This window comes from Mesorhizobium erdmanii, from assembly GCF_013170725.1.
In the GTDB taxonomy this organism is placed as follows: Bacteria; Pseudomonadota; Alphaproteobacteria; order Rhizobiales; family Rhizobiaceae; genus Mesorhizobium; species Mesorhizobium erdmanii.
The window spans coordinates 1-19,601 of sequence record NZ_CP033361.1 but is presented as its reverse complement, the minus strand read 5'-3'; the positions used below and the strand labels follow the sequence as shown (position 1 = coordinate 19,601).

Sequence of the window (19,601 nt, the reverse complement as noted above, 5' to 3'; positions counted from 1 at the left end):
AGCCTGTCGAGAATGACCCCGTATGAGACATGCGGCACGGTCCCATCCCGCGCCTCACGCTTTCAGGATTGAGAAAAATGCCCCGTTCAACCACGTCCAGCCCGTCCCAACGCATGCTTCGCGTCGGCGAACAGGTGCGCCATGCGCTGTCTGAAACCCTGCAGCGCGGCGAGATCATCGATCCGGTGATTGAAAATTCCGTGGTTTCGGTCTCGGAAGTGCGCATGTCGCCCGATCTGAAAATCGCCACGGCCTTTGTGTCTCCGCTCGGCGCCAAGGATGCCGACGCGGTGATCGAAGCACTGAACAAGCATGCGAAATTCGTCCGCGGGCGTGTCTCCGGCGCGCTCAGGCAGATGAAGTACATGCCGGAATTCCGCTTCCGGCTGGACACCTCCTTCGACAATTTCGCCAGGATCAACGATCTCTTGAAGTCGCCCGAAGTGGCGCGTGACCTGGATGCGGACGGCCAAGGCAAAGACGACGATGGGGACAGCGAATAATGGGCCGCCGCGGCAAGAAGAAGGGCCGGCCGGTCTCCGGCTGGGTGGTGCTGGACAAGCCGGTCGGCATGGGGTCGACCGAGGCCGTGTCCAAGATCAAATGGCTGTTCCAGGCCGAAAAGGCCGGTCATGCCGGCACGCTCGATCCGCTCGCTTCCGGCATGCTGCCGATCGCGCTCGGCGAAGCCACCAAGACCGTGCCCTATGTGCAGGACGGCGCCAAGATCTATCGCTTCACCGTTGCCTGGGGGCAGGAGCGCTCGACGGACGACCTTGAAGGGCCGGTGACGGAGAGCTCCGACCTGCGTCCGCCGGAAGCCGAGGTCAGGGCGCTGCTGCCGAAATATACCGGCGTCATCATGCAGACGCCGCCGCAATTCTCGGCCATCAAGATCGCGGGCGAGCGCGCCTACGACCTCGCCCGAGAAGGCGAGACGGTGGACATTCCCGCGCGCGAGATCGAGATCGGCCGCCTCGACATCGTCGAGCACCACGCCGACCACACCGTTTTCGAGGTCGAATGCGGCAAGGGCACCTATGTGCGCTCGCTGGCCCGCGACATGGGCCGCGACCTCGGCTGTTTCGGCCATATTTCCGATTTGCGCCGGATCGAGGTCGAGCCGTTCACGCCCGAGGATTTCGTCACCATCGCCGAACTCGAGGCGGCTCGTTTCGGAGACCAGGGCGATGAGGGGCCGGAAGCGGGCGACGAATCGGACCAGGCCGAGGCGGTGGCCAAGCCGGTCGACTTCGGCGCGATCGATGCGCTTCTCGTCGACACGTCGGCGGCTCTCGACTGCTTGCCGCAGATCGCCATCAGCGACGACGCGGCGACCAAGATCCGTCTCGGCAACCCGGTCATCATCCGCGGCCGCGACGCGCCTGTCGAAGCCGAAGAAGCTTGCGCCACGGCACGTGGCAAGCTGGTCGCCATCGGCGCGATCGAGCAAGGCATGTTCAAGCCCAAGCGGGTCTTTGCCGGGTGACGGCTCTGGTCTAACTTCAGGTTGACGTTACGCTCGAGGAGCAGATGGCAAAGGCCGAGGCGATGAAAAAGCGGGCGCCGGTGAAAACGCGGCGGCCGCCCGTCGGCGCTTCCCCGGGTACGCTGATCGCCGATCCGGCGGCGCGGCGAAGCGAACTCAGGCTGACGCTGATTTCGCCCGAAAAATTCAAGACCATCGACAATGCCAGCATCGACGATCTCAATACCCATTGCGACCGCTGGCCGGTCGTCTGGCTGGACTGCACGGGCTTGGCCAACATCCAGTTGATCGAAGAGATCGGCCGGATCTTCAGCCTGCATCCGTTGGCGCTGGAAGACGTGGTCAACACCGGCCAGCGGCCGAAGGTGGATTTCTTCGAGGACCATGCCTTCGTTGTCCTGCGCATGATCGACGATGTCACCTTACACCGTTACGAGCAGATCGCCGTCTTCTTCGGCAAGAACTTTGTCGCTACCTTCCAGGAGCGCGAAGGCGATCCGTTCGATCCCGTGCGCAAGCGCATAGCTGCCTCGATGCCCAACCGGTTGCGCACCCGCGGCGCTGACTATCTCGCCTATGCGCTGATCGACGCTATCGTCGACAGCTATTTTCCGCCGATCGAGGCGGCCAGCGACGTGGTCGACGGTATCGAGGACGAGATGCTGCATTCAACGCACAAGCATCAGATGCGCCAACTGCATGAATTGCGGCGCGACGCCAATGTGCTGAAAGGCGTGCTGTGGCCGATGCGCGATGCGCTGGCGACACTGATCCGCAACGATGTGCCCTACGTGAAGGCTGAAACGAAAATCTTCTTCAATGATACGCTGGACCATGCATTGCGGCTGATCGAGCTGGTCGAGACCCAGCGTGACATGTTGACCGGCCTGATCGAGATGCATCTGTCGCTGAGCCAGGCGCGCACCAACGACGTCATCAGCTATCTCACCATCGTCTCGGTCATCTTCATGCCGCTGACCTTCCTGGTCGGCGTCTGGGGCATGAACTTCAGTCCCGACGCCTCGCCATGGAACATGCCGGAGCTGCGGTCCTATTATGGTTATCCGGCGGCACTCGTCTTCATGCTGCTTGTCGCGGTGGGACTGATCGTCTTCTTCAGATGGAAGAAGTGGCTTTAGCCGCGGCAAAAGTCTCTTTCGTGCCGCAAAAACCACGCCGAAGCCGGCTTCGTGAATTAGGCTGGTGTTTTCAGGGGAATTGCACTATATGCGCCGCAGCATAGCGCCACGACGCTTTGCTTGCACCGGCCCCTGCTGGACGACATCCCGGCTGAGGGCGACCCGTTTCCTCAAACAGATAAGGAAAAACACGATGTCGATTACTGCCGAGCGCAAACAGGAATTGATGGGCGAATTCGCAACCGCCAAGGGCGATACCGGGTCTCCGGAAGTCCAGGTGGCTATCCTTTCCGAGCGCATCAAGAACCTGACCGACCACTTCAAGGACCACAAGAAGGATAACCATTCCCGCCGTGGTCTGCTCGCTCTCGTCTCCCAGCGCCGCAGCCTGCTTGATTATCTCAAGCGCAAGGACGACGCGCGCTACCAGACGTTGATCGAGAAGCTCGGTCTGCGCCGTTGACGAATTGACCGGCGGGCTTTCTTCGGAGAGCCCGCCGGTCGCGCATTCTGCCAGTCGTAGAGATTGGCCAGACCCGGTTTCGAGCGCGCAGAGGGCCACTCGAAACCGCCCATGGACGGTCATGGGGCAGGATTGCAGGACGCTCGCGCGCTTAGCCCGCGCTGAAATCACCCGAGCTTCCCGTTGTCTTGCCCGTGGCTGCCCGAGAAAGGAAGCCAGGGAAAGGGCATCCGCGCACCGTGAAACGGCGCGGCCCTTTCCGCTTATTAAGGACAAGATATGTTCAATCACCACAAAGTGGAAATCGAATGGGGCGGTCGTCCGCTCACCCTCGAAACCGGCAAGATCGCGCGCCAGGCTGACGGCGCCGTGCTCGCCACCTACGGCGAGACCAAGGTTCTGGCCACCGTCGTTTCGATGAAGGAGCCGAAGCCCGGCCTCGATTTCTTCCCGCTGACCGTCAACTACCAGGAAAAGACCTACGCCGCCGGCAAGATCCCGGGCGGCTATTTCAAGCGCGAAGGCCGTCCGAGCGAGAAGGAAACGCTGGTTTCCCGCCTCATCGACCGCCCGATCCGCCCGCTTTTCGCCGACGGCTACAAGAACGACACCCAGATCGTCGTCACCGTCGTCCAGCATGATCTCGAGAACGATCCGGACATCCTGTCGATCGTCGCCACCTCGGCCGCGCTGACCCTGTCGGGCGTTCCGTTCATGGGCCCGGTCGGTGGTGCCCGCGTCGGTTACATCAACGGCGAATACGTGCTCAACCCGCACATCGACGAGATGCAGGAATCCAAGCTCGACCTCGTCGTCGCCGGCACCGCCGACGCCGTGCTGATGGTCGAATCCGAAGCCAAGGAACTTGGCGAAGAGCTGATGCTCGGCGCCGTCATGTTCGGGCACAAGGGCTTCCAGCCGGTCATCGACGCCATCATCAAGCTGGCCGAGGTTGCCGCCAAGGAGCCGCGCGATTTCACCGCGCCGGACTATTCCGCGCTTGAAGCCGAGATGCTGAAGATCGTCGGCGACGAACTCAGCACTGCCTACAAGAACGTCGACAAGCAGAAGCGCTACGCCGCCGTCGACGCCGTCAAGGCGAAGGTCAAGGCAGCCTTTGCTCCGGCCGAAGGCGAAGACGCCAAGTACACCTCCGAGCAGATCGGCTCCGTCTTCAAGGAGCTCCAGGCCAAGGTCGTGCGCTGGAACATCCTCGACACCGGCTCGCGCATCGATGGCCGCGACCTGAAGACGGTCCGCAAGATCGTCTCCGAAGTCGGCGTCCTGCCGCGTACCCACGGTTCGGCGCTGTTCACGCGCGGCGAGACCCAGGCGCTGGTCGTTGCCACGCTCGGCACCGGCGAGGACGAGCAGTATGTCGATTCGCTGACCGGCATGTACAAGGAGAAGTTCCTCCTTCACTACAACTTCCCCCCCTATTCCGTCGGTGAGACCGGCCGCATGGGTTCGCCGGGCCGCCGCGAGATCGGCCACGGCAAGCTCGCCTGGCGCGCCATCCGTCCGATGCTGCCCAGCGCTGACCAGTTCCCCTACACGCTGCGTGTCGTCTCGGAGATCACCGAGTCCAACGGTTCGTCGTCGATGGCCACCGTCTGCGGCACCTCGCTGGCGCTGATGGATGCCGGCGTGCCGCTGGCCAAGCCCGTTGCCGGTATCGCCATGGGCCTGATCAAGGAAGGCGAGCGCTTCGCGGTCCTCTCCGACATTCTGGGTGACGAAGATCATCTCGGCGACATGGACTTCAAGGTCGCCGGCACCGCCAACGGCATCACCTCGCTGCAGATGGACATCAAGATCGAAGGCATCACCGAAGAGATCATGAAGATAGCGCTGGACCAGGCCAAGGATGGCCGCCAGCATATCCTCGGCGAAATGGCGCATGCCCTGACCGGCGCCCGCCCCGAACTCGGCGAGTTCGCGCCGCGCATCGAGGTCATGCACATTCCGACCGACAAGATCCGCGACGTCATCGGTTCGGGCGGCAAGGTCATCCGCGAGATCGTCGAGAAGACCGGCGCCAAGATCAACATCGAGGACGACGGCACGGTGAAGATCGCTTCCTCGAACGCCAAGGAGATCGAGGCGGCGAAGAAGTGGATCCACACCATCGTCGCCGAGCCGGAAGTCGGCGAAATCTACGAAGGCACGGTCGTCAAGACCGCCGACTTCGGCGCCTTCGTCAATTTCTTCGGCCCGCGTGACGGTCTGGTCCACATCTCGCAGCTCGCCAACGACCGGGTCGCCAAGACCTCGGACGTTGTCAAGGAAGGCGACAAGGTCTGGGTCAAGCTGATGGGCTTCGACGAGCGCGGCAAGGTCCGCCTGTCGATGAAGGTCGTCGACCAGGCCACCGGCAAGGAAGTCGCTCGCGAGAAGAAGACCGAAGGCGAAGAAAACGCCGCCTGAACGGCCTGACAGTAAAATCGAAGCGGGCGCGGCTTATGTCGCGCCCGTTTTCGTTTGAAGCAATTCCAGGAAACGTGCAGCGCTTTCCCTTGGGAATTGCCTAATGCCTGTCGCCCAGAAGTGTGCAGCGGTTCTGGGACAACGACAATGCATCAAAACAAAGACTTGAAGCGCGTTGCGTGAATCCGTTTCAGAGCGACGCGCTTTAAGACCCTGGGGAGCACATCGATGTCCATTGAGGCGCTGAAGACGCTTTTTCATCCGTTCGAGGCCGAGGCTCTGTCCCTGCCACGAAAGGGCGAGCGCGTCCTCTTCCTCGGCGCCGAGCCCGGCTTGCGCTGGCCGCCGGGCTTCGAGGCGGCGCTGCATCTCGTGCAGGGCTTCCGGCCGCATTTCCGCGCCTTGCAGGCGGCGGGTTTCGCCGTCACGCCGAGAACCGAGGGCGACGGTTTTGATGCCGCGCTGGTGCTCGCGGGCCGTCATCGCGGCCAGAACGAACTGCGCATGGCCGAGGCTCTCGAACGCGCGGCTCCGGGCGGACTGGTCGTCGTTGCCGGTGGCAAGGAAGACGGCATTGCCAGCCTGCGCAAGCGCGTCGGCGAGCTTGTGCCGCTCGACGGATATCTGCCGAAATATCACGGCATCGCCTTCTGGCTGCGCCGCCCGGTGGATAGCCGGGCCGCCGACGCGCTTCGCGCCGCCAATCCCGCTGTGCTGGTCGAGGGCCGGTTCCACACCGCACCCGGCATGTTCTCCTTCGATCGCGTCGATGCCGGTTCGAAACTGCTGGTCGACAGCCTGCCCGGTGACCTGCGCGGCAATGCGGCCGATTTCTGCGCCGGCTGGGGTTATGTCGCAGCCGAGATGGCTGCCAGCTCGCCAGGCCTGTCGGGCGTCGATCTCTACGAGGCCGATTTCGATGCGTTGGAGGCAGCCAAGAGCAATCTCGGCAACACCGTGCCGCGCGGCTTCTTCTGGACCGATCTGCTCGCTGATCCTGTCGAGCGCCGCTATGACGTCATCGCCATGAACCCGCCCTTTCACCGCAGCCGGGCGGCGGAGCCGGAGATCGGCGCCGGCATGATCCGCGCCGCGGCCAAGGCGTTGAAGCCCGGTGGCAGGCTGTTCATGGTCGCCAACCGCCAGCTTCCCTACGAGCCCGTGCTGTCGGCCGCCTTTTCAAGCCATGCGGAGCTTGCCCGCGATGGCATGTTCAAGGTGATTTCTGCCCGTCGTTGATTGCTCAATGAAGATTGGCGACGCGCCGCACGTCCTCACCGGCGTGCTTGTCGCCAAGCCCGATCTTGAGCGGCGCCGGCCGGCCGAACAGGTAGCCCTGCACCACCTCGCAGCCGGCCGCTCTCAGCAGCGTCGCCTGGTTTTCGGTCTCCACGCCTTCGGCAATGATGCTGACGCCGAGCGCGCGCGACAGCCCGACAATCGTCGAGACGACGGCGCCGGAGCTGGAATCGGTATCGATGCGGCTGACGAAGGAGCGGTCGATCTTCAGCTTGCCGAACGAGAAATCGATCAGATAGCTGAGGTTCGAATAGCCGGTGCCGAAATCATCGACGGCAACGGAGATGCCCATCTCGGCAAGCTCTTTCAGGATGGCAGCGGCGCGGTCGCGGTCCTGCATCATCGCAGTCTCGGTCACTTCCAGCTCCAGCCGCGACGGCTTGATGCCGGTGGTCCTCATCGTGTCGCGCACGACCCCGACGAAATCCTTGGTCATGAACTGGACCGGCGAGATGTTGACGGCGACGAAGCAGTCGTCCGGCAAATGGCGGGCGTCGCTGCAGGCCTTGCGCAGAACCCATTCGCCGATCGGGTTGATCATCCCGGTTTCCTCGGCGATCTGGATGAACTCCATCGGTGGGATCATACCGCGTTCGGGATGGTTCCAGCGGATCAGCGCTTCATAGCCGATGATACGGCCGGTCGGCAGGTCGAGTTGCGGCTGATAGTGGAGGTCGAAGTCCCCGCGCTCGAAAGCGGTGTGCAGTTCGGCTTCGACCCATTGGCGATAATCGGCGACACGCCCCATCTCGCTGTCGAACACCGACCAGTTGCCGACCCCGCTGCTGCGTGCATGCTGCAGCGCCAGGTTGGAGCGGCGCAGGATAAGGACCGGATCGACGCCATCCTTGGGCATGGCCACGATACCCACCGACAGGCTCACCGATTGCTGATGGCTGCTGAGCTCGTAGGGCTCCATCATCTCGTCGATGAGCCTTTCGACCATGCTTTCCATCGTTCCTTGGATCTGGTGATCCGGAAGCAGCACCGCGAACTCGCCGGCGCCGATACGCCCGATCAGGGCACGTGCGGGCACGCAGCTCTGCAGCCGCTTGGTAAAGGCGCGGATCAACTCGTCGCCCTGTGTATAGCCGATTGCGTCGTTGATCTGCTTGAAGCGGTCGATGTCGATGTCGATCAGGAACATCGGTTCCCCGGTTCGGCTTGTCGCGCACGCCGCCTCGGCGACTCTGCCCACCATCGCCGGCCGCGCCAGCAGTCCGGTCAGCTTGTCGAAATGGGTTTCGTTGAACACGAAATCCGCCGATTCATCGATGCCGGCGAAGAATGACATTGCCGCCACCGACGCCGCCAGCGCGCAAAGCGCGGCCATGATCGCGACCATCATGTCCACCGAGATGCCGCCAAACCCGTCGCCGAAGCCGTGCTTCAAGCCCCAGATGCCGAGGATGAAACTGCCAATACCCGAACTTGCTATGGTGAGCAGTCGGAACACCGGTGTTCGCTTCGGGTTGCTGACGACAGGCATTCAAGGATCCCCAGAATGCGGGACTCTATAGCGGAAATCTTCTTAAAATGAGTTTCCGTGAATGCGTTCAATTTTACTGGAGAAGACTATTTTTGTAGTCGGAAACGGCAATTTCTCCGAAACAGCCCCATGCACCTTGCCAAAAGCATGTGACCTTGGTTCGTCTCAGGACCTGTCAACCATCCGTCTGCTTCAACTCATCGAGCGTCGGCATCGAGACGATGTGATAGCCGGAATCGACATAGTGGATTTCGCCGGTGACGCCTGAAGACAGGTCGGACAGCAGATAAAGCGCGGAGCCGCCAACCTCGTCGATGGTCACGGTGCGGCGCAGTGGTGAGTTGCGCTGCTGGTAGGAGAACATGTGGCGGGCGTCCGAAATGCCGGCGCCGGCCAGCGTGCGCACCGGCCCCGCCGAGATGCCGTTCACGCGGATGCCGCGGGGGCCGTAGTCGTTGGCGAGGTAGCGCACGCTGGCCTCGAGGCCGGCCTTGGCGACCCCCATGACATTGTAGTTCGGCATGACGCGGACCGAGCCGGCATAGGTCAGCGTGATCATCGAGCCGCCCTGCGTCATCAGTGGCGCGGCATTGCGGGCCACTTCGGTGAAGGAGTAACAGGAGATCACCATGGTGCGGACGAAGTTTTCCCGGCTGGTGTCGGCGTAAAGGCCCTTCAATTCGTTCTTGTCGGAGAAGCCGATGGCATGGACGACGAAGTCCAGTCCGCCCCAGGCCTTGCCAAGCGTCTCGAACGTGGCGGCGACCGAAGCGCTGTCCTCTACATCGCAGGGAACGACAAGCGAGGCGCCGAGCTTGTCGGCAAGCGGCTTGACCCGCCGGCCAAAGGCCTCGCCCTGGTAGGTGAAGGCGAGTTCCGCCCCGTGTTCGGACAATTTTTGGGCGATGCCCCAGGCGATCGAATGATCGTTGGCGACACCCATGACAAGCCCGCGCTTGCCCTTCATCAGTCCGTCCATGGCTGGCAATCCTTTTAGAAAAACGCTGGCCTATGCGGAATAGCGCTGGAAAACGAGCGTTGCGTTGGTGCCACCGAAACCGAAGGAATTTGACAGGACGGTGTCGATCTTGGCGTTGTCGATGCGCTTGCGCACGATCGGCATGCCCTCGAATTCAGGGTCGAGTGTGTCGATATGGGCGCTTTCGCCGATGAAGCCGCCTTGCATCATCAGGATCGAATAGATGGATTCCTGCACGCCGGCAGCACCGAGCGAATGGCCAGTCAGCGATTTCGTCGAGGTGATGAACGGCATCTTCTCGCCGAACACCTCGCGGATGGCGCCCATTTCCTTGGAATCTCCGACCGGCGTCGAGGTGCCGTGGGTGTTGATGTAATCGACCGGCGTGGAAACCGTCGCCAGCGCCTGGCGCATGCAGCGCACCGCGCCCTCGCCGGAAGGCGCGACCATGTCGTGGCCGTCCGAGGTCGCGCCGTAGCCGACGATTTCGGCGTAGATCTTGGCGCCGCGCGCCTTGGCATGCTCGAGCTCTTCCAGCACCAGCACGCCGGCGCCGCCGGCGATGACGAAGCCGTCGCGATCGACGTCATACGCGCGCGAAGCCGTCGATGCCTTATCATTGTACTTCGACGACATGGCGCCCATGGCATCGAACAGGTCCGACATGGTCCAGTCGAGATCTTCATGGCCGCCGGCAAAGACGATGTCCTGCTTGCCCCACTGGATCAGCTCATAGCCATTGCCGATGCAATGCGCCGAGGTCGAGCAGGCCGACGAGATCGAATAGTTGACGCCGTGAATCTTGAACCAGGTGGCCAGAGTGGCCGAGGCCGTCGACGACATCGCCTTCGGCACGGCAAAGGGGCCGATGCGCTTGGGGCTGCCGTTCTTCAGCGTTGTTTCGGCCGCCTCGACGATGGTGCGGGTGGAGGGGCCGCCCGAGCCCATGACGATGCCGGTGCGCTCATTGGTGATGTCGCTCTCGCCCAGACCCGCATCGGCGATAGCCTGATCCATGGCGACGTGGTTCCAGGCGGCACCCTGCGACAGGAAGCGCATCGCACGGCGATCGATCATGGCCGTCGGGTCGAGCGTCGGTGCGCCCCAGACCTGGCAGCGGAAACCGTGCTCGGCGAAGGAATCGGAAAAGCTGATGCCCGATCTGGCGTCATGCAGCGACGTCTGCACCTCGTTGGCATTGTTGCCGATCGACGACACGATGCCGAGGCCTGTGACTACGACACGTCTCATTCGCAACTCCTTCCAAGGATGCTGGCCAGTGGGCAGGCCAAGGCTGCGGTCAAGCGACCGCCGACTGCTTGGACAGACCAACCTTCAGGTCCGTCGCCGCATATATGGGCTCGCCATCCGCCTTCATCCAGCCATCTGCGATGCCCAGAACCAGCCGGCCGCGCATCACGCGCTTGAAATCCACGCCATACTCGACCTTCTTGACCGATGGTGTGACCATGCCCTTGAACTTGACCTCACCGGTCGACAGCGCCATTCCCTTGCCAGGTTCGCCGAGCCAGCCGAGATAGAATCCGGTCAACTGCCACAAGGCATCCAGGCCGAGGCATCCTGGCATGATCGGATTGCCGATGAAATGGCAGGCAAAAAACCACAGGTCCGGCTTGATGTCGAACTCCGCGCGGATGAAGCCCTTGTCGAAGGCGCCACCGGTTTCGCTGATTTCGGTGATACGGTCGAACATCAGCATGGGCGGGTAGGGGAGCTGGGCATTGCCCTCTCCGAACAGCTCGCCGCGGGCGCAGGCCAGCAATTCTTCGTAGTCGTAGCTGGATTTACCCGCCATCAATCTCGTCCCCATATCGTCCGGGCGGTAGCGCGCCCTTGTCGTTGGTGTCCTAACACAATCTGTTTCGGGCCGGAAACCGGCGTTTGCGCTTAACCCGCCAGTCTGCCCGGGTCAATGCGCGCTATTGATCGCTTTCCGGCGACAGAATATATGTCAACAGGGGTCCGGTTTGGGCAGACAATCATTTTTTTGCCATCCTGGGCGTGTCTTGAAGCGGGACTGCGAGCTTGGAAGACCAGATGGACCGGGGCTGCCGGAAGGAAAATGTCGCTGTGGACAAGCGGGTACGTGAAGCCGGCCTGAGGCCGACGCGGCAGCGCATCGCGCTGGCCGACCTGCTTTTCGCCAAGGGCGATCGCCACTTGTCGGCCGAGGAACTGCACGAGGAGGCGCTGGCCGCCGGCGTGCCGGTGTCGCTGGCCACCGTCTACAACGCGCTCCACCAGTTCACCCAGGCGGGTCTGCTGCGCATCTTGGCCGTCGAGGGCTCCAAGACCTATTTCGACACCAACATCTCCGACCACCACCATTTCTACATTGAAGGCGAGAACCGGATTTTCGACATTGCCAACGGTCCGGTGACGGTCACCAACCTGCCGGAGCCACCCGAGGGCATGGAAATCGCCAATGTCGATATCGTGGTGAGGCTGCGCCACAAGCGCCAGGAATGAGCGGCCAGCGCCGAACAATCTGTCAGGAATGAAACCTCTCGACCTGACAATCCGGCTCGAATGGGCCGTCGTGGCGGTTGCGGCCATCGTCTTCTATGCTTCGACAGGCGTTTCCTGGTGGCTCTTCGCGGTGCTCATCCTGGCGCCGGACCTGTCGATGTTCGGCTACCTCGGCGGGCCGCGCATCGGCGCCCTTACCTACAACGCCCTGCACATCCTCGTCGTACCCGTGCTGCTGCTGATCGCCGGGTACCTGTCCGGTCATGCTGTCGCGATCGCGGTCGCACTGATCTGGTTCGCCCACATCGCCATCGATCGGGCGCTGGGTTACGGCCTGAAACTGTCAACGGGCTTTCAGGATACCCACCTTGGCCGAATCGGCCGTTGATCCGAGCCTTGGCCCGCAACGAACCCGCTGAAACGGCGGCAAAGAATCAGTCCTTGACCCGCTCGCCGGGATAGGCGCCCCAGACCGTCGATTGGGCAAGCCAGCCGGTATGGCCATCGAGCGTCATTTCGCACCACTGGCCGTCACAAGTCTTGATCGTGCCCATGACACCCGGCTCGACGATCGCAACGACCCTGGCGTCCTTGTCCGGGCTTTTCATGAGACTGATCTGGCCGCCCTTGCCGCGTTGCCAGGGGGCGATGATGGCGGTACGCCGTCCCGAAAGCATCGACTGGTTGATCCAGCCTTCCGAACCGTCCGCGTCACGGACGCGGCGCCATGTGTCGAATTCCTGGATGACCTCCATCGGCAGGCCGGCCCTGACATACATCCAGTTGACGGAGTAGTTGGCGCCGGGACCGACGCGCGAGTTGACGCGCGCTGGCTTCAGGCTGACGAATCGCGGCAGCGGCAGGCCGCTCGGTCCGAGTGTGACGACGCCCTGGGCGGGCGCTGCCGCGCTCTGCGCGCCAGCGGCCGGAGAACAAAGGAGAGCGCCAAGAAATGCCGCGCTGAGGCTCAGGCGAAGCGACGCGAAACCAGACACTTTCGTTCCTTTCGGCGCCGGCCCGATGGTTGCGGCGCCCCTTTTTCTTTGTCTTCGGCGGCACCGCTTGTTACATGGGTAAATCGGCTACCGCGACCGGCTTTCAGTTTCGCCGGTCTTGGTTAAAGAGGTCTCAACGAGGGAAACAATGGTAGGCAAAAAGAAGCCTCTCGTGGTCATCACGCGAAAGCTGCCCGACCCGGTCGAGACCCGCATGCGCGAGCTGTTCGACGCCAGGCTGAATGTCGAGGACAGGCCGATGACGCAGCCGGAACTGGTCGCGGCGGTCAAGGAAGCCGACGTGCTGGTGCCGACGGTGACCGATAACATCGACGCCGCGCTGATCGCCCAGGCCGGCGACAACCTCAAGCTGATCGCCAATTTCGGCAACGGCGTCGACAAGATCGACGTTGCGGCCGCCGCCAAGAAGGGCATCACCGTCACCAACACGCCCAATGTGCTCACCGAGGACACCGCCGACATGACCATGGCGCTGATGCTGGCGGTGCCGCGCCGGCTCGCGGAAGGCGCCAACGTGCTCACCGGCGACAAGAAATGGGCCGGATGGTCGCCGACCTGGATGCTTGGCCGGCGCATCTGGGGCAAGCGGCTCGGCATTGTCGGCATGGGCCGCATCGGCACGGCCGTTGCCAGGCGGGCCAAGGCTTTCGGCCTGTCCATCCACTACCACAACCGTCACCGTGTGTTGCCGGCGGTCGAGGACGGGCTGGAGGCGACCTATTGGGAAAGCCTCGACCAGATGCTGGCCCGCATGGACATTATCTCGGTCAATTGTCCGTCGACGCCCGCGACCTTCCACCTGTTGTCGGCACGGCGGCTGGCGCTGTTGCAGCCGACGGCCTATGTCGTCAACACCGCGCGTGGCGACATCATCGATGAGGAAGCGCTGGTCAAGCTGATCCAGGACGGCAAGATCGCCGGCGCCGGTCTCGACGTCTATGAGCATGAGCCGGCGCTCAATGCCAAGCTGCTCAGGCTCGCCGCCAAGAATAAGGTCGTGCTTTTGCCGCATATGGGCTCGGCCACGCTCGAGGGCCGCATCGACATGGGCGAGAAGGTCATCATCAACATCAGGGCCTTCGTTGACGGTCACCGTCCCCCCGACCGCGTGCTGCCGCTCAGAACCTGACGCCGCGTTGTCCCAGAGAAATTCCAGGAAAAGTGTGTAGCGGTTTTCCCGGGAGAAGCGAATGGCGCTTCCCCTTGGGAATTGCTTAAAAACAAAGAGTTAGAACGGTTCGGCGGGTTCCATCAAACGCTGAACCGCTCTCTACGGAAGTCAAGGCTTACGAAAGAGTCTTGCGCATGGTGATCGAAGTGAGCCTGGCGTAGCCCTCATGCGCCGTCCGGTCGGTTTCGTGAAAGCCGAGGCGGGCAAAGGCGGCGTGATTGGCGGTGAGTTCGATGCGTGTCTGCAGCTCCAGCGCCGCCTTGCCGCGGTCGAGCGCCAGATTTTCGACCTTCCGCATCAGCCGCCGGCCGAGGCCCTGCCCCTGGCAGTCCGGGACGACGGCGAGCTTGCCGACGTAAAAGTCGTCGGCCCTTTCGAGGGCAAAGACGCAGCCGACGATCCTGTCGCCATCGAGGGCCACGAAACCGGTCTCGCGCCCGGCCTTGTCGCGCAGTGCGTCGACAGTGAGCAGGTGAGCCGAGGACGGCGGGTCGATGATGCCGTCCATGAAGGCGAAGGCACGCATGATCAGGGCAAGCACTTCGTCCCAGCGGCCGAAATCGGCCGGAATGCGGTCGATGGTGACGGTCATGGTCCGCTCCAAGGTCAGCGCCTGCCGTAGCGGATCGTTTCGAAGCGCGCGGCGAGCGCATCGTAGAGCAGCAGCCGGCCGACCAGCGGCTCGCCAATGCCGGTGATCAGCTTGATCGCCTCCATCGCCTGCAGCGTGCCGACGACGCCGGTCAAGGCGCCAAGCACCCCTGCCTCGGCGCAGGACGGCACCAGGCCCGGCGGCGGGGCTTCGGGAAAGAGATCGCGATATCCAGGGTTCGGTCTGCCGTCCTTACCGTCCTCGAAAGGCTTCAGCACCGTCACCGAGCCGTCGAAACGGCCGACGGCGGCATGCACAAGAGGTTTGCGCGCGCTCGCGCAGGCATCGGCTACCGTATAGCGGGTCTCGAAATTGTCGGAACCATCGACGACGATGTCATACCGGGCGACAAGGGCAGGGGCGTTCTCCGCGCTCAGCCGCACCGTGTGCGTCTCGACCGCGGTGTTGGGATTGATGCGGGCGATTGCCGCTTTGGCGCTCTCGGTTTTCAGCATGCCGACCGTATCGGTGCCGTGGATGACCTGGCGTTGCAGATTGGAGAGCGACACGATGTCGTCGTCGACGATGCCAAGCGTGCCGACGCCGGCGGCCGCGAGATATTCGAGCACCGGCGCACCCAGCCCGCCGGCGCCGATCACCAGGACGCGCGCCTGCTTGAGCTTCTGCTGGCCCGCGCCGCCGACCTCGGGCAGCACGATGTGGCGGGCATAGCGTTCGATCTCGTCGGTCGTGAGCGCAGTAGTCATGTGAGAACCATATCGCGCCCAAAAAACCTTGTCAGGCGTCTTCGGTTGGCCCAACCGTGCCGTGGTCGACGGTCAGGAACTGCGCACGCCCCCTGAGGCTGGAAAACAGCGCGGCATCGGTTCCCGTCATGAACGCCTGGCAGTTCAACTCCTCCAGGATCGAAAACAGCGCTGCCCGCCGTCCGCCATCGAGGTGTGCCGCGATCTCGTCGAGCAGCAGTATCGGCGTCATGCCGGACATCTCGCCGGTCAGCCGGGCGTGCGACAGGACGATGCCGACCAGCAATGCCTTCTGTTCTCCGGTCGAACAAAGGTCGGCCGGCATTGCCTTTGGCCGGTGCCTTACCAGGAGATCGGAACGGTGCGGCCCCTCGAGCGTGCGCCCGGCAGCGCGGTCGCGATCACGGCCGTTGGTAAGCGCCCGCCGGAACCGCTCCTCGACATCGACCGCCGGCGCGGTGGAAATCTCGGCTTCCAGATCGCCCGAAAGGCTGATATCGGCCTGCGGGAACGGCCCTGTGTCGGGCAGCCTGTCGATCATGGCGGCGAGCAGGCGAACCAGTTCGGCGCGCGCCGCGGCAATGGCGACACCGGTTTCGGCCATCTGAGTCTCGATCGCATCGAACCAACGGTCGTCCCTGGTTCCATCCGTAAGCAAGCGGTTACGGCCGCGCATCGCCTTCTCGTAGTCGAGGGCGCGCTGGCCGTGGCCGGGATCGATCGCCAGAACGAGCCGGTCGAGAAAGCGCCGGCGATCCGCGGCCGGTCCGGTGAACAGTGCATCCATGGCTGGCGTCAGCCACACGACTCGCAGCCATTCCAGCATGTCCTCGGCCGATCTGGCAGCGGCGCCGTTGATGCGAACCCGTCTGCCGCCTTCGCCCTCGCCAACCGAAATGCCCGTACCGATCTCGGCCTGGCCATCGGGCCCGTCGAGCCGGGCATGCAGCGCAAAGCCGCCGCCGCCGCCTTCGCGTGCGACATCGGCGTAAGGCGCACGGCGCAGGCCGCGCCCGGGCGTCAGGAAGGAAATCGCTTCGAGGAGGTTGGTCTTGCCGGCGCCATTGTCGCCGGAAAACACCACGGCACCGGGGGCGAGATCGAGCGCCAGCGTTGCATAGTTGCGAAAATCAGTAAGTGTGAGCTTACTTATATGAGTTTGTGCCGGCAACCGCTATCCGCCTGTAGTAGTCGCCATTGTTTCCGCTGCCGGTCCCGTCGCGGAGCCGGCTCGATGATGCAGTGCCGGCTATACCCGCATAGGCATCAGCACGTAAAGCGCGGTCTCGTCGGCCATATCGTGGATCAGCGTCGGCGAACCTGCATCGGCCAGCATGAATTTGGCTTCAGTGCCGGTCAGCTGGGCGGCGACATCGAGCAGATACTTGGCGTTGAAGCCGATTTCGATAGGATCGGAAGAATAGTCGGCAGCCAGTTCCTCGGTGGCGCTTCCGGAATCCGGATTGTTGACCGCAAGCGTCACTTGGCCTTCGCTGATCGAAAGCTTCACCGCGCGTCCGCGTTCGGAGGAAATGGTCGAGACGCGATCGACCGCTGCGGCAAAGCTCTGGCGGTCGAGGATCAGCTTCTTGTCATTGCCGGTCGGAATGACCCGCTGATAGTCGGGGAAGGTGCCGTCGATCAGCTTCGAGGTCAGGACCACGCTGCCGATGGTGAAGCGGATCTTGGTATCGGACAGCTCAGTGGTCACGGCGACATCCGGATCATCGACCAGTTTCTGCAACTCGCTCACCGTCTTGCGCGGGATGATGATGCCCGGCATGCCTTCTGAGCCCGCTGGGGCGTCGATTTCGGCGCGCGCCAGGCGGTGGCCGTCGGTCGCCACCGAGCGCAGCTTCAGCTTGCCGCCGACCTCATGCGTGTGCAGGTAGATGCCGTTGAGATAATAGCGTGTCTCTTCGGTTGAGATAGCGAACTGCGTCTTCTCGATCAGCCCCTTCAGGGCAACCGAGTCGAGCCGGAAGATATGGGAGAAGGATCCGGCCGAAAGCTCGGGGAAGTCGGATTGCGGCAGGCACTGCAGCCGGAAGCTCGAGCGGCCCGACGTCACCGTCATGGCGTTGCCGTCCTCGTCCGTCTTCAGCATCACCTCGGCGCCGTCGGAAAGCTTGCGCACGATGTCGTAGAGCAGATGCGCCGGAACCGTCGTCGCCCCGCCGCGCTCCACCTTGGCGGGCGTCGCTTCCGTCACTTCGAGGTCGAGGTCGGTGGCCTTCATTTCCAGGCTGGCGCCCTCGGCACTGAGCAGCACATTGGACAGGATCGGTATCGTGTTGCGCCGTTCGACCACACGGTGGACGTGGTTGAGCGACTTCAGGAGATTTGACCGTTCCAGGATAACACGCATGACGAAACAGGCTCGCTTGAAAGGATGAGCGGGTCTCCGGCTGGCGGCGCCCCGCGAAAGGTCTGAACAGGCTCAGAATCTGCGTAAACTGACAGGAAAAAGCCAGCAAACGCAAGCCCGCGCCACTGGTTCGGGCCGGCTGCGCGGGCTTTCTGGGGATAAACGTCACGAAGACCGCTGGCCAGGGCGCCGAATCCGGAATCCGGACCATCGCCCGACTTCGTTTTGTCTCGATTCCGAAGGAAACGCGCTACGCGCTTTCCCGGGAAACCGAATTGCTCACGGTCGCGAGCCTGCTTCGAGCTCGTGGCCGGGCAGGCAAGCCATTGAATTCCAGTGCGGTTCTGGCTTGCCTGTCGCGGATCGATCAAGCCTGGTCGTTGATCAGCCGTCGCAGCAGTTCGAGTTCCTGGGCCAACGTGTTGTCATTGCCGGACAGGTCCTCGATCTTGCGCACGGCGTGCAGCACCGTGGTGTGGTCGCGGCCGCCGAAGCGCCGTCCGATTTCGGGCAGGGAGCGCGGCGTCATCACCTTGGACAGGTACATGGCGACCTGCCGTGGCTTGACGATCGTGCGCGTACGCCGGTTGGACAGCAATTCGGTCTTCGACACGTTGTAGTGGCGCGCCACGATGCGCTGAATATCCTCGATGCGGACCCGCTTCGGCTCGCCAGTGCGATAGATGTGGCCGAGGATTTCGTCGATGCGGTCGATGGTGATCTGTGGTTCGAACGACTGCCGAAACAGCAGCTGATTGAAGGCGCCCTCCAGTTCGCGTCCGCTGCCGGTCACTGTGCGGGCGACGTGATTGAGGATCTCCTCGGAAATGTCCAGCGACGCGTCGTCGACCCTGGCCGTGGCCAAGCGCAGTTTGAGCATGCCGAGGCGCATGACGAAATCGGGCGCCGACATTTCGAGCGCGACGCCGCCATTGAGGCGCGAGCGGACGCGCGGCTCGAGCGATTCCAGCTCCGACGGCGGCCGGTCGGCGGCGACAACCACCTGCTTGGCGCTGTCGAGCAGCATGTTGATCAAATGGCAGAATTCATGCTGGATCGACTTTCCCTGCAGGAACTGCATGTCGTCGATGATCAAGAGGTCGATGTCGCGCAGCTGCTCCTTGAGCGTCAGCGCGTTGTTGTCGCGGATCGCCGTGGCGAAGCGCCACATGAAGTATTCCGCGGTGAGATAGACGACGCGGGATTTAGGGTTCTGCTTCAGCGACTCCGCCGCGATGGCCTGCAGCAGGTGGGTCTTGCCGAGCCCGACGGTCGCGTGCAGGAACAGCGGATTGAAGCGCACGGCGCTCGACTGCGATTCCGCTACGGCCTTGGCGGCAGCGAAGGCCACCCGGTTCGACGGCCCCTCGATGAAGGAGCCGAACGTGTAGCGCGGGTCAAGCGGCGACCCCAGCACGTTGTGGCGGAATTCGCTCTCGGTTGCAGCCCCCGGACGTGGCACGGGAGGCCGTTCCACCCTGCTGGGGCTCACGGTGCCGGCGGCCAGCGCCGTCTGCGTCTGCCGTGTCATCTTGCGCGCCGGCGCCAATTCCGGTTCGGCATGGCTGCGCCCCTGGCGGGTGGCCGTGCGCACCACGATCTCGATCTTGAGCAGATCGGCGTCCTCCTGCTTCCACAGTTCAGAGATGAGGTCGAGATAGTGGCCGTTGATCCATGAGCGCAGGAACGCGGTGGGCACCGAGATGCGTACAATGCCCTTGGACGCCTCCGCCACTTTCATGCGGCCGAACCAGCTCGAATAGACCTCAGCCCCCAGACGCGCCTTCAACTGGATCTTGACCCGGTCGAACTTCTGCTCCGCGTCGCTGGAGACCGCCATCTCGTTTGCTCCGATCAAAGTTCCAGGAAATGGGAGGTCGCCCGTAAGCTCCCTTTCGATGCCGCTCTGCAT

Annotated in this window: 19 protein-coding genes; 9 read left to right on the top strand and 10 right to left on the bottom strand. The window is 63.1% G+C overall.

The annotated features are described in order from the left end of the window. Positions 1 to 77 precede the first annotated feature (77 nt). The 6 genes from rbfA to EB233_RS00070 all read left to right on the top strand — a co-directional run bounded on the left by rbfA (position 78) and on the right by EB233_RS00070 (position 6,757). Positions 78 to 503 carry a 30S ribosome-binding factor RbfA gene (rbfA, locus tag EB233_RS00095; RefSeq protein WP_027054522.1) on the top strand — a complete coding sequence of 142 codons (426 nt, stop codon included), beginning with the start codon at positions 78 to 80 and terminating at the stop codon, positions 501 to 503. Beyond that, the gene (gene truB, locus EB233_RS00090) at positions 503 to 1,489 is read left to right on the top strand and encodes a tRNA pseudouridine(55) synthase TruB (protein WP_064990556.1); all 987 of its coding nucleotides are present in this window, start codon (positions 503 to 505) and stop codon (positions 1,487 to 1,489) included. The genes rbfA and truB overlap by 1 nt, the downstream gene beginning before the upstream one ends. A gap of 44 nt (positions 1,490 to 1,533) precedes the next feature. Continuing rightward, on the top strand, positions 1,534 to 2,628 hold the full coding sequence (gene corA / locus EB233_RS00085; RefSeq protein ID WP_064990557.1) for a magnesium/cobalt transporter CorA: 1,095 nt from the start codon (positions 1,534 to 1,536) through the stop codon (positions 2,626 to 2,628). An 88-nt stretch (positions 2,629 to 2,716) separates the two neighbouring features. Beyond that, positions 2,717 to 3,091, top strand: a complete 375-nt coding sequence (gene rpsO / locus EB233_RS00080) for a 30S ribosomal protein S15 (RefSeq protein WP_272481095.1) — start codon at positions 2,717 to 2,719, stop codon at positions 3,089 to 3,091. Between the two features lie 279 nt (positions 3,092 to 3,370). Beyond that, on the top strand, positions 3,371 to 5,518 hold the full coding sequence (pnp, locus tag EB233_RS00075) for a polyribonucleotide nucleotidyltransferase (RefSeq protein WP_064990558.1): 2,148 nt from the start codon (positions 3,371 to 3,373) through the stop codon (positions 5,516 to 5,518). 228 nt (positions 5,519 to 5,746) lie between these two features. Further along, positions 5,747 to 6,757, top strand: a complete 1,011-nt coding sequence (locus tag EB233_RS00070) for a class I SAM-dependent methyltransferase (RefSeq protein ID WP_064990559.1) — start codon at positions 5,747 to 5,749, stop codon at positions 6,755 to 6,757. A gap of 4 nt (positions 6,758 to 6,761) precedes the next feature. On the opposite strand, the gene EB233_RS00065 is transcribed toward EB233_RS00070, so the two are convergent. The 4 genes from EB233_RS00065 to fabA form a co-directional block, all read right to left on the bottom strand. Continuing rightward, a complete protein-coding gene (locus tag EB233_RS00065) occupies positions 6,762 to 8,306 on the bottom strand; it encodes a putative bifunctional diguanylate cyclase/phosphodiesterase (RefSeq protein WP_027054517.1) in 1,545 nt (514 codons plus the stop codon). A gap of 175 nt (positions 8,307 to 8,481) precedes the next feature. After that, positions 8,482 to 9,285 (bottom strand): enoyl-ACP reductase FabI, encoded by an 804-nt coding sequence (fabI, locus tag EB233_RS00060; RefSeq protein ID WP_064990560.1) that lies wholly within the window; start codon positions 9,283 to 9,285, stop codon positions 8,482 to 8,484. 30 nt (positions 9,286 to 9,315) lie between these two features. After that, entirely contained in the window at positions 9,316 to 10,536 is a 1,221-nt protein-coding gene (fabB, locus tag EB233_RS00055; protein ID WP_027054515.1) for a beta-ketoacyl-ACP synthase I, read from the bottom strand. 49 nt (positions 10,537 to 10,585) lie between these two features. Further along, positions 10,586 to 11,101 carry a 3-hydroxyacyl-[acyl-carrier-protein] dehydratase FabA gene (fabA, locus tag EB233_RS00050; protein ID WP_010913332.1) on the bottom strand — a complete coding sequence of 172 codons (516 nt, stop codon included), beginning with the start codon at positions 11,099 to 11,101 and terminating at the stop codon, positions 10,586 to 10,588. A 242-nt stretch (positions 11,102 to 11,343) separates the two neighbouring features. Here fabA and irrA point away from each other — a divergent pair, with 242 nt between their 5' ends. Continuing rightward, entirely contained in the window at positions 11,344 to 11,775 is a 432-nt protein-coding gene (irrA, locus tag EB233_RS00045) for an iron response transcriptional regulator IrrA (RefSeq protein WP_064990740.1), read from the top strand. A 28-nt stretch (positions 11,776 to 11,803) separates the two neighbouring features. Continuing rightward, positions 11,804 to 12,163 (top strand): DUF4260 domain-containing protein, encoded by a 360-nt coding sequence (locus EB233_RS00040; RefSeq protein ID WP_064990561.1) that lies wholly within the window; start codon positions 11,804 to 11,806, stop codon positions 12,161 to 12,163. A 46-nt stretch (positions 12,164 to 12,209) separates the two neighbouring features. Here EB233_RS00040 and EB233_RS00035 read toward each other — a convergent pair whose 3' ends face one another. Beyond that, on the bottom strand, positions 12,210 to 12,770 hold the full coding sequence (locus tag EB233_RS00035; RefSeq protein WP_027054511.1) for an SH3 domain-containing protein: 561 nt from the start codon (positions 12,768 to 12,770) through the stop codon (positions 12,210 to 12,212). A gap of 148 nt (positions 12,771 to 12,918) precedes the next feature. Here EB233_RS00035 and EB233_RS00030 point away from each other — a divergent pair, with 148 nt between their 5' ends. Beyond that, complete coding sequence (locus EB233_RS00030; RefSeq protein WP_064990562.1) at positions 12,919 to 13,920, top strand: 2-hydroxyacid dehydrogenase; 1,002 nt, start codon at positions 12,919 to 12,921, stop codon at positions 13,918 to 13,920. 157 nt (positions 13,921 to 14,077) lie between these two features. Here the strand turns inward: EB233_RS00030 and EB233_RS00025 are convergent, their stop codons facing one another. The 5 genes from EB233_RS00025 to dnaA all read right to left on the bottom strand — a co-directional run bounded on the left by EB233_RS00025 (position 14,078) and on the right by dnaA (position 19,601). Continuing rightward, complete coding sequence (locus EB233_RS00025) at positions 14,078 to 14,554, bottom strand: GNAT family N-acetyltransferase (protein WP_064990741.1); 477 nt, start codon at positions 14,552 to 14,554, stop codon at positions 14,078 to 14,080. 14 nt (positions 14,555 to 14,568) lie between these two features. Then, a complete protein-coding gene (locus EB233_RS00020; RefSeq protein WP_064990563.1) occupies positions 14,569 to 15,321 on the bottom strand; it encodes a molybdopterin-synthase adenylyltransferase MoeB in 753 nt (250 codons plus the stop codon). 31 nt (positions 15,322 to 15,352) lie between these two features. Further along, on the bottom strand, positions 15,353 to 16,492 hold the full coding sequence (gene recF / locus EB233_RS00015) for a DNA replication/repair protein RecF (RefSeq protein WP_064990564.1): 1,140 nt from the start codon (positions 16,490 to 16,492) through the stop codon (positions 15,353 to 15,355). Positions 16,493 to 16,570: 78 nt separating this feature from the next. Next, positions 16,571 to 17,689, bottom strand: a complete 1,119-nt coding sequence (gene dnaN, locus EB233_RS00010; protein ID WP_010913340.1) for a DNA polymerase III subunit beta — start codon at positions 17,687 to 17,689, stop codon at positions 16,571 to 16,573. A gap of 367 nt (positions 17,690 to 18,056) precedes the next feature. Further along, complete coding sequence (gene dnaA / locus EB233_RS00005; protein WP_064990742.1) at positions 18,057 to 19,601, bottom strand: chromosomal replication initiator protein DnaA; 1,545 nt, start codon at positions 19,599 to 19,601, stop codon at positions 18,057 to 18,059.

Coding starts and splice junctions, on each gene's coding strand:
- EB233_RS00040 (WP_064990561.1), top strand. CDS start 11,804: ATGAAACCTCTCGACCTGACAATCCGGCTCGAATGGGCCGTCGTGGCG.
- fabA (WP_010913332.1), bottom strand. CDS start 11,101: ATGGCGGGTAAATCCAGCTACGACTACGAAGAATTGCTGGCCTGCGCC.
- rbfA (WP_027054522.1), top strand. CDS start 78: ATGCCCCGTTCAACCACGTCCAGCCCGTCCCAACGCATGCTTCGCGTC.
- dnaN (WP_010913340.1), bottom strand. CDS start 17,689: ATGCGTGTTATCCTGGAACGGTCAAATCTCCTGAAGTCGCTCAACCAC.
- rpsO (WP_272481095.1), top strand. CDS start 2,717: ATGCGCCGCAGCATAGCGCCACGACGCTTTGCTTGCACCGGCCCCTGC.
- pnp (WP_064990558.1), top strand. CDS start 3,371: ATGTTCAATCACCACAAAGTGGAAATCGAATGGGGCGGTCGTCCGCTC.
- EB233_RS00030 (WP_064990562.1), top strand. CDS start 12,919: ATGGTAGGCAAAAAGAAGCCTCTCGTGGTCATCACGCGAAAGCTGCCC.
- EB233_RS00065 (WP_027054517.1), bottom strand. CDS start 8,306: ATGCCTGTCGTCAGCAACCCGAAGCGAACACCGGTGTTCCGACTGCTC.
- EB233_RS00070 (WP_064990559.1), top strand. CDS start 5,747: ATGTCCATTGAGGCGCTGAAGACGCTTTTTCATCCGTTCGAGGCCGAG.
- fabI (WP_064990560.1), bottom strand. CDS start 9,285: ATGGACGGACTGATGAAGGGCAAGCGCGGGCTTGTCATGGGTGTCGCC.
- truB (WP_064990556.1), top strand. CDS start 503: ATGGGCCGCCGCGGCAAGAAGAAGGGCCGGCCGGTCTCCGGCTGGGTG.
- corA (WP_064990557.1), top strand. CDS start 1,534: ATGGCAAAGGCCGAGGCGATGAAAAAGCGGGCGCCGGTGAAAACGCGG.
- EB233_RS00025 (WP_064990741.1), bottom strand. CDS start 14,554: ATGACCGTCACCATCGACCGCATTCCGGCCGATTTCGGCCGCTGGGAC.
- EB233_RS00020 (WP_064990563.1), bottom strand. CDS start 15,321: ATGACTACTGCGCTCACGACCGACGAGATCGAACGCTATGCCCGCCAC.
- irrA (WP_064990740.1), top strand. CDS start 11,344: ATGGACCGGGGCTGCCGGAAGGAAAATGTCGCTGTGGACAAGCGGGTA.
- dnaA (WP_064990742.1), bottom strand. CDS start 19,601: ATGCAGAGCGGCATCGAAAGGGAGCTTACGGGCGACCTCCCATTTCCT.
- fabB (WP_027054515.1), bottom strand. CDS start 10,536: ATGAGACGTGTCGTAGTCACAGGCCTCGGCATCGTGTCGTCGATCGGC.